Annotated in this window: 3 protein-coding genes; all 3 read right to left on the minus strand. The window is 40.1% G+C overall.

The genetic code is table 11. The features are described 5' to 3' along the window. Nucleotides 1-433: 433 nt before the first annotated feature. Nucleotides 434-10,474, minus strand: coding sequence for an ESPR-type extended signal peptide-containing protein (locus E7K77_RS06060; protein WP_325321178.1), 10,041 nt, complete (start codon nt 10,472-10,474; stop codon nt 434-436). A gap of 464 nt (nt 10,475-10,938) precedes the next feature. Beyond that, nucleotides 10,939-12,081: a YadA-like family protein gene (locus E7K77_RS09980; RefSeq protein ID WP_443084080.1), complete on the minus strand. Its 1,143-nt coding sequence runs from the start codon at nt 12,079-12,081 to the stop codon at nt 10,939-10,941. Between the two features lie 104 nt (nt 12,082-12,185). Next, entirely contained in the window at nt 12,186-17,075 is a 4,890-nt protein-coding gene (locus E7K77_RS06065) for an ESPR-type extended signal peptide-containing protein (RefSeq protein ID WP_443084081.1), read from the minus strand. Nucleotides 17,076-17,561: the final 486 nt, after the last annotated feature.

Raw genomic sequence — 17,561 nt, forward strand, 5'->3', positions numbered from 1 at the left:
AATTTAATTACTATACATATAAAATATCAGATTAGTTTATGAATGTAAATATATTTTTTTCACATTTCGCTCATTTATTTTCAGAACTTTAAACTTCTTTTAAAAATTGATTTTCTTACTCATTTAAATATATTTTCAATCATAAAAACCCTTGCTACAATGGGCCAAACAACACTTATAATCTAAAGCTAATGATTTTATAGTAAATTAATCACATTTATAATTTTCGATTAAAATTATATGTTCTGTATTATACACTATTATGAAAAGTTTGTGAAGTCAAACACAAAAAAAGAACGAAAGTCCTTTCACAGTAGACTTTCGTTCTTTCATTTTATATACCATATAGGGTTAAAATCATCTAATCTTCATGGGTATTTTCTGGTACATCAACAGATTTTACCGCATGAATATAAAATGAAATTTATATGATTTACATGCCTAAACGACTCATAATAAGAGCTAATTGTCGTTTAGTTTCTTCGTTATCTTTCTGTAGACGAAGGTTGTCTTCTTTCAATGCCGCATAGTCTGCAGTTAATTTTTCATCCTGCGCTTTCATGCGTGCATTTTCAGCTTTCAAAGCAGTCATTTCATCCTGCATTACGTACATAGAGCTGATAGGACCGCCCTTATACCGTTCAGGAATAGCCTTCTTCTCATCAGAAGAACCGAATTTACGAGTTACACCGGCATTCACCATATTATGACGGCTACCAACAGATACACCTGCATGGAACATAGTATCTTCCGATGTGTAATGCGCAACACCTAAAGCCGCTGCGGTTTCACCTCTGTAATTGCCGATACCAGCCATCACTTGAGTTGGTTCTAACGGATCGTATTGAATTGGTTTCAACGCAGACATCGCCGCCGCATGAGCACCTACACGTTGTGTTTCGCCCGCCACGGAATTAATTGCATTAGCCATTCCCTCCGTAACCCCCTTCAATTGATTTACGTTAACCGCATCCGTTCCGTTTACACCAGGACCTACATTGCTAATTGTTTTACCACCGTTATTCAATCCATCTTTAGTAAGGCTTACGGTGTTACCGCTAGCAGGAGTAATGGTTACGCCACTGCCGTTCACAACCGTAGAGTTACCTCCAGCATCCTTAGTCGTTACTGACGTAAGACCTTTCAAATCTTTCGCCATACGAACTTTAAGATTAGTGCCGTCAGATACGACGCCTAAATTATCTTCGGCCGTCAACTTGCTAGCATCAGTAATACCACCGACTACGTTTACCTGTTCGTTAAGCTTTTTGTTAATCACATTACCAGAATCGCCACCGTATTTCATACCATCGTCTTTGGTTGCCACTTGATGTGTCTTGCCCTGTTCATCTTGGTACTTAATACGAGTAATAGCATTGCCTCCGAGATCAGAATCGCCCTTATCAGCGGTAATATCCGCATTACGACCATCTTTGCCAGTTAAACCGATGTGACCAACGCCGTCTTTACCTGACATAGATACAGCATCTTTACCGTCTTTACCTGTAACAGCTACTTTTCCGTCTGTGCCATTCGCAGCGTCTGGACCTGTAATGGAAACGCCATCTTGACCATTTTTGCCGACTTTCACCTTATCAGTATTGACCGTATCAGCAGTAACTGTTTTGGTAGTAATACTATCGGTCTTAAGATTCTTAGCCATTTTAATAGTAACATTACCATTTTCGGCTACCGTTTTAATATTTTCGCCAGAATAGTCACTATCAGCCCCTTGACCTTCACCTTTGATGGTAACCTTTTGACCTAAATCACGGTGGAAATCACCTGTATTACCGGCAAAATCCATGCCTTTCTTCGTAATGTCATCACCTAAGTTATTAATCTTATTATCCAAGGCTTTATGGGACTTCTGCAATTGATCTTCTGTAGCAGCACGACCGCTTGTGATATTGTTAGGATCCCAATCTTTGTTTTCCAAACCTGTCACATGACCGTCCTTGCCATCAACAGAGACCTTACCTGCTCCAATCTTACCATCTTTACCATCAATAGTTACCTTGTCGCCAGCCTTAATTGTACCGTTTGTACCGTCAATCGCAATATTACCAGCCTTGATTGTGCCTTTATCGCCATCGATTTCAACTTTATCACCTGCTTTAATGGTGCCTTTGTTGCCGTCGATTGTAACCTTGTCACCGGCTTTGATCGTACCTGTTGTACCATCCATCGCAATTTGTTTCGTAGCATCAGATCCCATTGTTATTTGGTCTTTGAGGCCCACTTTGTAATTTGTAGAGCCATCACCATTAGTGGTCTTATCAACTTTGATATTATTACCTTCTGTTACGATTGCCTTAGCAGCGTTAGCCGCTGTATCCAATTGAGATTTATTAACCGCATCCTTAGGATTTGTACCGTCAGCTACGTTTGTAATCTTATTGCCGGCTGCATCAATACCATCTTTCGTCATAGATGGACCATTGGTAATCTTCACGCCGTCCTTTGTAATAGCAGTCAACGGGTTGCCATCCTTATCTTGAACGGTCATGCCTTCACCATTAACAACGGTTTTACCGTTTGCACCATTAGTGCCATTGTTGAAAGTTATGGAATCTAGGCCTTTCAGATTTTTTGCCAAACGAACATTAAGGATATTATTCTTGCTAATAACTCCAATATTGTTTTCGGTCAACTCAGATTCATTGGTGACACCGCCCTTAATGTCCAATTGTTCATTAAGTTTCTTCTTGATGGTAGTGCCGGAGTCGCCACCGTATGCCATGCCATCATCTTTGGTTGCCACTTGATGGGTTGTACCATTTTCATCTTGATATTTAATGCGCGTGATTTCATTTCCATTAATATCAGCAGCGCCTTTATCAGCGATAATATCCGCACTATGACCATCTTTACCAGTTAAACCGATGTGACCTACACCGTCTTTACCGGACATAGACACTACATCCTTGCCGTTCTTATCTGTAACAGCTACTTTACCGTCGGTGCCAGCCCCATCTGGACCTGTGAGAGATACGCCATCCTTACCGTCTTTGCCGACTTTCACGGATTCAGCCTTAAGATTTTTGTTCATTTTTACATCAATTGTTGTATTACCTGTTGCAGCATCTTGTTTGATGAACGTCTTAATATTGTCACCGCTATAGTCGGTATCAGCAGCATTGCCTTCACCTTGAACAGTGATAGTAGAGCCTAATTTATTAGTTTGTACACCGCCTACATTGGCATTGAATTTGAGACCTGTATCAGTTTGACCCGCCAAAGCTTGTTTCAATTGATCCTCTGTTGCAGCACGACCGGATACGACTTTACCTGCGTCCCAAGTCTTATTATCAAGCCCTGTCACGTAGTTACCTGTATTAGCAGGGGTTGCACCATCGGCTTGTTTACCCATGGTTACAGTACCGGCTTTTACAGTTTCTGTAGCCGTAACAGTGGTAACGTTAAGATCTTTCTTCAATTTTAGACCAATCTTAGTGTCGTCACCGGTTTGCGTGATTTCCGTCGTAATATTATCGTCGCCGTTTACCGTTACCTTGGAGCCTAATTTATTCGTTTTTGCATCATTATTATCTGCGTCAAAACGAAGACCTTTATTGGTCAGTTCAGTCTTAGCGTCATTAATATTATTGTTGAGTTCAGTTTTAGTGTCAGCGATATTTTTATTTAATTCGGTTTTAGTATCGCCAATGTTTTTATTTAATTCAATCTTTGTATCAGCGATATTCTTGTTTAACTCAGTTTTAGCTTCATGTAATTGACCGCCGTTAACCGCGTCTTTGGAATTAGCCGCAATATTACCATCAGCAACATTGGTAATCTTTTGATCATTCGCATTGATGCCATTTGGAGATACATAATTCTTACCGCCTACGGTCAAACCACCACCATTGATGGTTGTTCCACCAGCTGTTACGCTGTCCAAACCAGTTAATGTTTTAGCTAACTTCACGTTTAACGTACTGCCATCAGATACGACACCAATATTATTATCAGTTAAATCTGCAGCTGCAGCTCCGCCTTTAATGGCAACAGTACCACCTAGCTTCTTGTTAATAGTTGTGCCAGAATCACCGTCAAAATTCAAGCCTTTGTCCACTTCGGATTTAGATGCTACATCTTTAATCGTTACGGTTTTTGTTTTATCCGGATGGTTCTTATCCTGTACGGTCAATGCTACGTCACCATTGGCATCTACAGTGTAGTCACCATTAGAGCCTGCCGTAGGATTCGCAACGAGACTAAAGTCTGTTGCACTAGCACCTTGTTTCTTAACTTCATCACTAACCGTTTTCAATTGGTCTTCCGTTGCTGCACGGCCAGATGCAATCGTAGGATTATCAATACTCCATGTCTTATTATCAAGACCTGTTACGTAGTTACCCGTATTAGCAGGGGTTACACCATCGGATTGTTTACCCATAGTTACCGTACCAGCTTTCACAGTTTCCGCTGCCGTAACAGTGGTAACATTAAGATTTTTCTTTAATTTAAGACCAATCTTCGTATCGTCACCAGTTTGTGTAATTTCTGTGGTGATGTTATCGTCGCCGTTTACCGTTACCTTAGAGCCTAGTTTATTAGTTTTTTCAGCGTTATTATCCGCATCAAAACGAAGGCCTTTGTTGGTAAGTTCAGTTTTAGCGTCACCAATATTTTTGTTGAGTTCAGTTTTAGTATCACTGATATTTTTATTCAACTCGGTCTTAGTATCGCTAATGTTTTTATTTAACTCAGTTTTAGTGTCATGCAATTGACCGCCGTTCACCGCATCTTTGGAGTTAGCCGCCACATCGCCATTAGCAACATTGGTAATCTTTTGGTCGTTCGCATTGATGCCATTTGGAGATACATAATTCTTACCACCTACGGTCAAACCACCACTATTGATGATTGTGCCACCAGCTGTTACGCTTTCCAAACCAGTTAATGTTTTAGCTAACTTCACGTTTAACGTACTGCCATCAGATACAACACCAATATTATTGTCAGTTAAATCTGCAGCTACAGCTCCGCCTTTAATGGCAACAGTACCACCTAGCTTCTTGTTGATAGTCGTACCAGAGTCACCGTCAAAGTTCAAGCCTTTGTCCACTTCGGATTTAGATGCTACATCTTTAATCGTTACGGTTTTTGTTTTATCCGGATGATTCTTATCCTGTACGGTCAATGCCACGTCACCGTTAGCAGCTACAGTATAGTCACCATTGGAACCCGCCGCAGGATTAGCAACAAGACTGAAGTCCGTTGCATTAGCACCTTGAGTTTTGATAGCTTCAGTAACTGTCTTCAATTGATCTTCTGTTGCAGCACGTCCGCTAACAGCAGTAGGATTAGTTACGCTCCATGTCTTATTATCAAGACCTGTTACGTAATTACCCGTATTAGCAGGGGTTGCACCATCGGCTTGTTTACCCATGGTTACAGTGCCGGCTTTCACAGTTTCCGTAGCCGTAACAGATGTAACATTAAGATCCTTCTTCAATTTAAGACCTATCTTCGTATCGTCACCGGTTTGCGTGATTTCCGTCGTAATATTGTCGTCGCCGTTTACCGTTACCTTGGAGCCTAGTTTATTCGTTTTTTCAGCGTTATTATCTGCGTCAAAACGAAGGCCTTTGTTGGTAAGTTCAGTTTTAGCGTCATGCAATTGACCACCGTTAACCGCATCTTTGGAGTTTGCAGCAATATCACCATTAGCAACATTAGTAATCTTTTGGTCATTTGCATTGATACCGTTCGGAGATACATAGGTCTTACCACCTACAGTTAAACCTCCAGCATTAATAGTTGTGCCACCCGCTGTAACACTATCCAAACCGATTAATGTTTTAGCTAACTTCACGTTCAATGTTGTACCATCAGATACGACACCGATATTATTGTCCGTCAAGTTTGCAGCTGCGGCGCCACCTTTAATAGATAACTTATCACCCAACTGTTTATTAATTACAGCGCCGCTATCTCCATCAAAGTTAAGACCTTTAGCTATATCTTGCTTATTCTTACCGATGTCAGTTGTATTTTGAGCAATATCAGCCTTGTTCTTAGTTATATCTTGTTTATTCTTACCAATATCAGTCGTATTCTGAGCAATGTCAGTTGTGTTTTGAGCTATTTTATCCTTGTTCGTATTAACTTGCGTATTAACAGATTTCAACTGATCTTCCGTTGCAGCACGACCAGTTACGGCTTGTGGATTATCTACATCCCAAGCAGTATTGGTAAGACCAGTTACCGTGCCTGCAGTACCATCCACAGATACAGGATTAGCAGTTCCTAAGGTGATTTTATCCCCTAATCCGACAGTATATTCCTTACCGCCGGCTGCATTTGTACCTTCTTCTACAGTGATGTTGCTGTTTTTAGCTTTCACAGTACTTGCCTTAGCAGTTCCACCGATAGCATCCTGCAACTGACTGAAGTTAACCGCATCAGTAGGATCTGTGCCTTTTGCTAGACCGGTAATCTTTTGATTATTTGCATTGATACCGTTTGGCGTTACGTAGGTCTTGCCGCCTACGGTCAAACCACTACCATTAATAGTTGTTCCACCAGCCGTTACGCTATCCAAACCAGTTAATGTTTTAGCTAGTTTCACATTTAATGTGCTGCCATCAGACACGACACCGATATTATTATCCGTAAGATCCGCCATAGCACCACCTTTAATGGTAACAGTGTCGCCTAATTTTTTATTAATCGCAGCACCGCTATCGCCGTTAAAGTTTAATCCTTTATTGATATTGGTTACATTTGTATTGACCTTATCATTAACGGATTTCAACTGATCTTCCGTAGCAGCTCGACCACTTACAGCTTGAGGATTATCCGCGTTCCAAGACTTATTATCGAGCCCTGTTACAAAGTTACCGTTTGCACCGCCTGCACCACCTGATTGTTTGCCCATAGTCACAGTGCCGGCTTTCACAGTATCAGCAGCAGTAATAGTAGTAACATTGAGATCTTTCTTTAATTTAAGACCGATCTTAGTATCGTCACCAGTTTGGCTGATTTCTGTCGTGATATTATCATCGCCGTTTACCGTTACCTTGGAACCCAATTTATTGGTCTTAGCACCGCCTGTATCCGCATCAAATTTGAGACCTGTATTAATCACATCATTCTTCGCAGTCGATATATTATTGTTTAGCTCGGTTTTAGCATTATCTATATTGCCATTCAGTTCAGTTTTAGCGTCATTAATATTTTTATTGAGTTCAGTTTTGGCATCACCGATATTTTTGTTTAATTCAGTTTTAGCATCATTAATGTTGTTATTTAATTCGGTTTTAGCCGCATGAAGTTGACCGCCGTTAACTGCATCTTTGGAATTAGCCGCCACTTCACCATCAGCAACATTAGTTATTTTCTTGTCATTCGCATTAATACCGTTCGGAGTTACATAGGTCTTACCGCCTACGGTCAAACCACTACTATTGATAGTTGTACCCCCAGCCGTTACGCTATCCAAACCGGTTAATGTTTTAGCTAGTTTTACATTTAATGTGCTGCCATCAGATACGACACCGATATTATTATCCGTCAAATTCGCAGCCGCTGCACCGCCCTTGATGCTAAGCTTATCGCCCAACTGTTTGTTAATTACAGCACCGCTGTCTCCATCAAAATTTAGACCTTTAGCAATAGTTGTATTGATTGTAGAGATAGCATTTTTATTAGTCGCAATATCTTGTGTGTTCTGAGTAATATTTTGCTTGTTTTGTGCAATATCAGTCTTATTTTTACCGATATCAGTAGTATTTTGAGCTATATCAGTCTTGTTCTTAGTTATATCTTGTTTATTCTTACCGATATCAGTCGCATTTTGAGCAATGTCAGTTGTGTTCTGAGCTATTTTATCCTTATTTGTATTGACTTGCGTATTAACAGTTTTTAACTGATCTTCCGTTGCAGCACGACCAGTTACGGCTTGTGGATTATTTACATTCCAAGCAACATTAGTAAGTCCTGTTACAGTTCCTGCGGTTCCGTCCACAGTTACAGGATGTGCCGTACCTACCGCAAGTTTATTGCCCAATCCAACAGTGTATTCCTTACCACCATTCACATTGGTACCTTCTGTTACGGTTACATTTGCATCCTTTGATTTTACTGTAGTCGCCTTTGCAGTACCACCGATAGCACTTTGTAATTGACTGAAATTAACCGCATCGTTAGGCGCTGTACCATTAGCAACACCAGTAATCTTTTGATTATTAGCATTGATGCCATCAGGTGTTACATAGGTTCTAGCACCTACACTCAAACCATTTTTACTAATAGTAGTATTTCCTGCATTAACGCTCTCTAATCCTGTTAAATATTTTGCCAACTTTACAGTCAATCTACCGGTACCATCGGATACAACACCAATATTATTATCGGATAATGCCCCTGTAGCACCGCCTTTAATGACTAGAGTATCACCTAATTTTCTCTTAATCGAAGCACCTGTATCGCTGCTAAAATAGAGCCCTTTTTCAAGAGTATTATTGATAGTGTTAATATCATTCTTATTAGTAGTAATATCACCTTGTATTTTTGTGATATTTCGTGCATTGGCACCAATACGGCTTGAGTTATCTGAGATATTCTGCGTATTTTGATTAATAAAATACTGATTGGAATTAACTCTCTCATTAACCCGCTTTAACTGATCTTCCGTAGCAGCACGTCCTGTAACAGGTGCTGGATTATTTACATTCCATGATGTATTGGTAAGACCTGTGACCGTTCCTGTACCACTATCTATGGTTACAGGATGCGAGGCCGCCCCTTTCCCTACAGTAATCTTATAATTTAAGCCAACAGTATACTCCTTACCACCTTTCGCCGTTGAGTTTTCCCTTACCGTAATATTACCATCATCATTTGCTTTTACAATGGCTTCTTTAGCTGTACCGTTAATTGCGCGTTGCAACTGACCGTAGTTAACTGCGTCCTGACTACCGCTACCGTCTGCAACACCTCTAAGCTGTTGATTATTGGCATTAAGACCACCTGTTGACACATAGAGTTTACCGCCTACAGACACCCCTTTATTATCAATCGTAGCAGTTCCCGCTGTTACGCTATCCAAACCAGTTATTTTTTTAGCCAATTTCACATTTAGTGTGCCATTTCCGTCTGCTTGAACCCCAATATTGTTGTCAGCCAAAGCACCGCTAGCGCCACCTTTTATTCTTACTGTGTCACCTAATTTTACTTGGTTCTGAACAAAGTTATCACCATAAAAGAACAATCCTTTATCGATATTGTCTTTATTATATCTAATAGCATCGTGGATTGTGCTTTTACCTGTAAAACCGATATCGCTCATCGTTAATTTACCGGTATCAGGATCGAGAGCTGCATTACCGCCAAGGATATTTTTAGTTGTAGTGGCTAAATTTCCCAAACTATTTGCGACACCAAACAATTGACTACCGTTAATAGCATCTGTAGACGAAGCATTCATACGACCTGCAGCCACATTTGTAATCGTACGTTTTACCGTATCATTACCGATACTTACGGTAGAATCTGCCGTTCCCCCCGCTAAATTCTTATACCACAAACCATTTACAAGTTGATTCGGTGTACTATGAGTATCCGCAGTTGCAGAATTTGCACCTAATGCAACAGAACGAATATGATTTTTCCCTACTGTTGTATTTCTACCAAGTGTAACGCTATCCTCTGCATAGCTAACTGCACGATTACCGATGGCAATACTATTTTTCTGAACTGAGTCAGAATCTGTACCAATAGCTATAGAAGAATCCTCACGGGCATTACTTTCCCAGCCCATTGCAATGGAGTTGAGTCCTACTGCATAGGAGTTTACACCAAGAGCTCTGGACCCTTCGCCCTTAGCTTGTGCATTATTACCGATTGCAACGGCCCATTTACCTCTTGCCTGCGACCCGTTACCCATTGCAACGGCACCACCGGCAGCAGCTTTAGCATTATTACCAAATGCCATAGAGGATCCACCCCAAGCTCTGGCATTAGTACCAAATGCCTGATCGTTATCGGCGCCCACATAGTTACCGGCCTCATCATATCCAGCCCAGGATGTATTACCAAGGGCAAAGCCATTCAAAGAAGCTACTTTTGTCAAATTACCGATAGCAACGCCATTATTTACTTCAACGGTTGCATTTCTTCCGATTGCAATGCCTTGCACATTACCAACATTAGCCCTATTAGTTTTTGTAACAGTAGCCCCTGTCCCCAAAGCCACACTGTTATCTGCCATTGCTGTACTATTGTCACCTATCGCTACAGTGCCATTTTTAGCCTGAGCACCAGCCCCTTGCACAATAGTACTCCCATGCACGATCATTGGAGACATCATGGACATACATAAAGCCGTAGCAATTACAGACCCAGACATCTTGGCAAATACCGATGTCATTGTCGATCGTTTCGACATATTTTTCGCTGTTTCAGCCACAACGACATAACATCCCTTTGTACGACTCCAGATTACTTTAAAAATTCGGTTCATCTCGTCTTACTCCTTGCATAAAACTATCAGATTATATGAATATAATAAAATATTTTATAATTATTTTAAAAAGTAAAAATACAGTTAATATATGGCTATTTACCGATGCATATCATATTAAACATATCATATTCTATACTAAAAGTAAAAAAATTTTCACTCTACACTCACTTCCAAATCATAAATATTTATGAATATACAAAAACTCCGCCATATACCTTATGAATATGCTAAATGTACTAATTTTTTCGCATAAAATTAACTTCATAAAAAAAATGTATTTCACCTTAGTAAACTATTATGATCTGACTATTACTCACCTATTTTAATTACATTACAAAATACTATGACATATATATGCTCAAATAGCTATTGAATCTATTTCTTGCATGCAAAAAGGCGCCAAAAGCATTTCGCTTTTGGCGCCTTTTATAAGCACTGCCGTATCAATATGTTATTTCATATTATTTCAAGCCCGCTTGTTGCATCAATAATGCAATTTGTGCTCTCATTTCTTCGTTGTCGCGTTGTACTTTTTCATACTTAGCTTTCAAAGCAGTCATTTCATCTTGCATTACGTACATGGAGCTAATAGGTCCACCTTTGTAACGTTCAGGAACCGCTTTCTTCGCATCAGAAGTACCGAATTTACGAGTTACACCAGCATTTACCATGTTATGGTGACTACCAACAGATACGCCTACATGGAACATAGTATCTTCTGCTGTGTAATGTGCAACGCCAAGAGCCGCCGCAGTTTCACCTCTGTAATTACCGATACCAGCCATCACTTGAGTTGGTTCCAATGGATCATATTGAATAGGTTTCAATGCAGACATAGCCGCTGCATGTGCGCCTACACGTTGTGTTTCGCCCGCTACGGAGTTAATAGCATTAGCTAACCCATCTGTAGCACCTTTCAATTGATTTACGTTAACTGCATCAGTGCCGTTTACACCAGGGCCTACATTGGTAATTGTATTACCGCCGTTGTTGAGGCCATCTTTAGTAAGGCTTACAGCATTACCGCTAGCAGGTGTAATTGTTACACCACCACCGTTCATAACTGTAGTATTACCTGCAGCATCCTTAGTGGTTACTGTTTCAAGACCTTTCAAGTCTTTCGCCATACGAACCTTAAGGTTGCCAGTACCATCGGATACGACACCTAAATTGTCTTCTGTAGTCAACTTGCTAGCATCAGTAATGCCACCCACTACATTAACTTGTTCGTTAAGCTTTTTCTTGATTACGGAGCCGCTATCGCCACCGTATTTCATACCATCGTCTTTAGTTGCCACTTGGTGGGTCTTACCGTTTTCGTCTTGGTACTTAATACGAGTGATGTTGTTACCGTCTAAGTCTGGATCACCTTTATCAACGGTAATATCCGCATTACGGCCGTCTTTACCAGTTAAACCGATATGACCAACACCGTCTTTACCGGACATGGATACAGCATCTTTACCGTCTTTGCCTGTGATACCTACTTTGCCGTCTGTACCGTCAGCACCGTTAGGACCTGTAATGGATACGCCGTCTTGACCGTTTTTGCCAACTTTCACTTTATCAGTAGTTAAGCTGTCAGTCTTAAGGTTTTTCGCCATCTTGATATTAACATTACCATCTTGGTCGGCTACTGTTTTAATATTTTCGCCGGAGTATTTATCGTCAGACTCTGTACCTTCACCTTTGATAGTAACCTTTTGGCCTACATACCTTTTTTCGTGATTTCATCACCTAGGTTATTAATCTTGTTATCCAAGGATTTGTGAGATTTTTGCAATTGATCTTCTGTAGCAGCACGACCGCTTGTGATGTTGTTAGGATCCCAATCTTTGTTTTCCAAACCTGTCACATAACCGTCTTTGCCATCAACAGATACCTTGCCTGCTGCAATCTTGCCATCTTTACCATCGATAGTTACCTTGTCACCAGCTTTAATGGTACCATTTTCACCATCAATTGTTACATTGCCAGCTTTAATAGTACCTTTATTGCCATCGATTGTAACTTTATCGCCAGCCTTGATAGTACCTGTAGTACCATCCATCGCGATTTGTTTCGTAGCATCAGAGCCCAATGTCACTTGATCTTTAAGACTTACTTCATAGTTCTTGGAACCATTCGCATTGGTGCTAGGTGTCACAGTAATATTATTACCTGCAGATACCGTTGTAGATGCAGCTGCTGTAGCTTTATCCAATTGAGATTTATTAACTGCATCGTTAGGGTCCGTACCATTAGCTACATTTGTAATCTTGTTACCGCCGTTATTTAAGCCGTCTTTTGTAAGACTCACTGCATCGCCACCAGCACGATTGATGGTCATACCATCACCATTGATAACAGTATTATTGCCGCCGTTTGTGAAAGTAGCAGACGTCAAGCCTTTCAATTCTTTCGCCAAGCGCAATTTCAATGTATCGGAACCGTCGGAAACTACACCGATGTTATCTTCAGCAGCTAATTTGCTTTCATCGGAGATACCACCCTTAACATTCACTTGATTGTTAAGTTTCTTTTTAATCACATTGCCTGTATCGCCGCCGTACATCATACCATCATCAAGGGTTGCAAGCGTATGTGTATTGCCGTCTTTATCTTCAGTTACTAAACGATTAATGCTTGTACCATCTACACCGTTTTTAGCGTCGCCACCTTTAAGTGTAACGCCGTCTTGACCGTTTTTACCAGCAATAGCCACACTATTAGCTTTGAGGTTTTTGTTCATCTTCACATCGATAGTTGTGTTGCCATTTTTGTCTTGTGTGATGAAAGTTTTAAGGTTTTCACCGCTGTAGTTAGCATCAGCATCAGCACCTTCACCCTTAACCGTAACCGTAGAGCCAAGTTTATTAGTTTTTACGCCGCCACTGTTAGCGTCGAATTTTAAACCTTTATTAGTTAATGCGTCTTCGCTATCTTTGATTCTATCTTTCAAGTAATCCACATTAACCGCTTCGCTACCATCGTTGCCTGTTGCATACGCCACATTTGTTACATGAGTGCCACCGGTTTTATTACCATAGGTAGGACCTTCATAAGTTACTTTTGTCTTATCAACAGCACCATTATCCAAATTATACTTAACAGCACGATCATTTAATTTGTCGAGACTAGATTTAGACGCAACGTCCTTAATCTTAACTGTTTCTTTACTACCTGCATGGTTTTTATCCTCAACAGTTAAGTCAACATCACCGTTAGCATCAACTGTATAAGCACCATCTGCAGCTGCTGCATTTTTCACCAAACGGTAATCTGTAGCATTAGCACCTTGGTTCTTAATTACATCGCTGATTTTTCTCAATTGATCTTCTGTAGCAGCACGACCGCTTACAGGATTAGATGTATTCACATCCCAGTCCTTATTATCAAGACCTGTCACATAATTGTTAGTATCAGCGTGTTTACCCATTGTTACGCCGCCTGCTTTTACAGTATCTGTAGCAGTAACAGTAGTAACATTAAGATCTTTTTTCAATTTAACGCCGATCTTAGTGTCGTCGCCGGTTTGCGTGATTTCTGTAGTAATGTTGTCATCGCCGTTTACAGTCACCTTGGAACCGAGCTTGTTCGTTTTTTCGCTGTTGTTATCCGCATCGAAACGAAGGCCTTTGTTGATAAGTTCAGTTTTAGCATTATTGATATTAGTAGTTAATTCGTTTTTAGCATCGTGCAATTGACCGCCGTTTACAGCGTCCTTACTGCCTGCGCCTACAGTACCATCAGCAACATTTGTTACCTTTTGGTCATTCGCATTAAGACCTGTTGGAGATACATATGTTTTACCGCCTACAGTCAAACCGCTGTTATCAATCTTAGTATTACCAGCTGTAACACTATCCAATCCAGTCAATGTTTTAGCTAATTTCACATTCAATGTGCCATTGCCGTCGGATTCAACTCCGATATTACCGTCGGATAATGTGCCTGTAGCACCACCTTTAACAGTTACAGTATCGCCTAATTGTCTGTTACTTACAGTACCTGTATCACCGGCAAAGTTCAAGCCTTTATTAATCTTTGTATTAATGTTGGAAATATCTTGTTTGTTTTGAGCAATATTGCCGGCATTGTTTGTGATATTTTGCTTATTATCAGCGATATCTTGTTTATTCTTGTCGATTTGAGTCTTATTAGTGTTAACTTTATCGTTAACTTTTTTCAACTGATCTTCAGTAGCACCACGACCAGATACAGCCGCAGGATGATCTACATCCCAATCTGTATTTGTAAGTCCTGTTACATGACCAGCATCACCGTCTACAGTTACAGGATATGCTGTACCTACGGTAATTTTATTACCTAAACCAACAGTATATTCCTTACCACCTGCTGCGTTTGTACTTTCTGTTACAGTTACATTCGCATCCTTTGCTTTTACAGTGGATGCTTTGGCTGTACCGCCGATAGCAGCCTGTAATTGACTATAGTTAACTGCATCATTAGGGTCGCTACCATTAGCAACATTAGTAATCTTTTGATTATTCGCATTGAGACCTGTTGTAGATACATAGTTCTTACCACCTACAGTCAAGCCACCATTATCAATCTTAGTATTACCAGCTGTAACGCTATCTAAACCTGTCAATGTTTTAGCTAATTTCACATTTAATGTGCCATTGCCATCGGATACAACACCGATATTACCGTCAGATAATGTGCCTGTTGCACCGCCTTTAACAGTTACAGTATCACCTAATTGTCTGTTGCTTACAGCACCCGTATCGCCAGCAAAGTTCAAGCCTTTATTAATTTTTGTATTAATATTAGAGATATCTTGCTTATTTTGAGCGATATTGTTGGCATTGTTTGTGATATTTTGCTTATTATCAGCGATATCTTGTTTATTCTTGTCAATTTGAGCCTTATTAGTGTTAACTTTATCATTAACCTTTTTCAACTGATCTTCTGTAGCAGCGCGGCCAGATACAGCCACAGGGTTATCTACATTCCAGTCTTTATTTTGAAGGCCTGTTACATGACCTGTAGTACCGTCAATCGTTACAGGGTTTGCTGTACCTACTTTAATAGTATTACCCAAAGTCATGTTGATAGTTGTATCACCATTGGCTTGTGTAATTGCGGCATTGATATTGCTGCCGTCACCTTTAATGGTAACTTTAGAACCTAATAAGTTGTTTTTAGCACCACCTGTATTAGCATCGAAGTTAAGACCTTTATCTATAGTGTCTTTATTGAATTTAATAGCATCATGAATCGTACCTTTACCAGTGTTACCGATATTGCTCATCGACAAGTTACCAGTATTAGAGTCAAGCGCTGCATTGCCACCTAAAATACCTTTTGTAGTGCTTGCTAAATTACCTAAAGTATTTGCAACACCATATAATTGACTACCATTGATTGCATCTGTAGATTGTGCATTCACACGACCTGCAGCTACATTTGTGATAGTACGTTTTAATGTATCGCTACCTACGCTAAGTGTAGAGTCAGCACTGCCACCAGCATAATTTTGATACCATAAACCATTTACCAATTGATTTGCTGTGCTTACCACATTAGCGGTCTTGGAATTAGCACCTAATGCAATCGATCGTTGTTGATTCGCATCAACTGATGCATTTTTACCGATGGCAATGGAATCATCTGCAGCTGCGATTGCAGCTTTACTCATAGCAATAGAATTATCTGCAGTCGCTTTTGAAGTCTCACCAATAGCGATAGAAGAAGCACCACTAGCTTCACTATCCCAGCCCATGGCAGCAGCATTAACACCTCTAGCTATAGAATTGGCACCAATAGCACGAGCACCATCTGCATATACTTTCGCACCATTACCGATGGCTACACCCCAACTGCCTCTGGATTCGGAACCGTTACCCATGGAGATAGCACCGCCTTTGGATGCCTTCGCATTATTACCGAAGGCCATGGAGGAACCGCCATAAGCACGTGCATTGGAACCGAAAGCCTGGTCATTATCAAGGCCTATCAATTTATTGGTTTCATCATAGCCGGCACGCGCATTATTACCAAGAGCAAAACCATTAAGAGATGCCACGCGTGTTTCATTACCTAATGCTACACTGTTATTGGTAATCGAACGTGAATTATGACCAATGGTTACCGCTTGTGCACCATCAGCACTAGTACCGGAACCAACAGCAATGGCATTAACAACCTTAGTCGTTGCACCTTGACCAATCGCGATACCACCCGTTCTTTGATCTGCCGGGACATCCTTCCCTTTAGCAACATCAACAGTTACAGTTGCACCTTGTCCGATAGCAATACCGCTCTGCGTTTTACCTTCATCAGTATCGCCTCTACCTACAGATGCATTAGTACCGATTGAAATACTATAGTCGCCCTTAGATGCCGTATTATCACCGATAGCAATACCACCGTCGTTTTCAGCTTGTGCACCGTTACCTCTTGTAATAGGTGCCCCCAAGGCATCCGTAGGCATCATAACGCCTGTCAACATAACGGCAACTGCTGTAGCACCTACCATTTTAGAGAATACAACCGACAAAGAGGAACGTTTCGTCATGTTCTTTGCTGTTTCTGCTACAACAACATAGCAGCCCTTTGTGCGATTCCAAATCACTTTAAATACTCGATTCATTAATCTTTCTCCTAGAAAACTTATAAAACTTACTAACTATCCTATATATTTAATGAAATAACAATGATGGATCGATGATGTATTGAGAATTCATCGACATTCTTGAATGTGTATATCTAAAATACCACATATTACAGGAATTGTAAACTTTTTTTCATTTTATTTTCATAAAACTTTTGTGTTTAAGATATTAATAATTTCGATAAAATTAAATATACTGAATATTCTACATAAATGCTGTATTTTTTTACTATTATTCACCAACTTTCATAAATAATACTAATATGCTCCATAATTATGTACCAATATCACTTCATATATAATCAATTTATTTTCTCTTCATCATTCTGATTTATGATGAACCATATAATAGAATGATATCTTTGCATAAACAGATATCGTACAGTGTTTCTGCCATTTTGACTCAATGTACGTACACAATTACTACATACCTACTTAAGCCAATTAACTATTGCACAATCAATA

The organism is Veillonella parvula, from assembly GCF_032577575.1.
Taxonomy (GTDB): domain Bacteria; phylum Bacillota; class Negativicutes; order Veillonellales; family Veillonellaceae; genus Veillonella.

Bases quoted from the DNA above. Each gene is read 5' to 3' on its own strand.
- E7K77_RS06060 (WP_325321178.1), bottom strand. From the start codon at position 10,474: ATGAACCGAATTTTTAAAGTAATCTGGAGTCGTACAAAGGGATGTTAT.
- E7K77_RS09980 (WP_443084080.1), bottom strand. From the start codon at position 12,081: ATGGCGAAAAACCTTAAGACTGACAGCTTAACTACTGATAAAGTGAAA.
- E7K77_RS06065 (WP_443084081.1), bottom strand. From the start codon at position 17,075: ATGAATCGAGTATTTAAAGTGATTTGGAATCGCACAAAGGGCTGCTAT.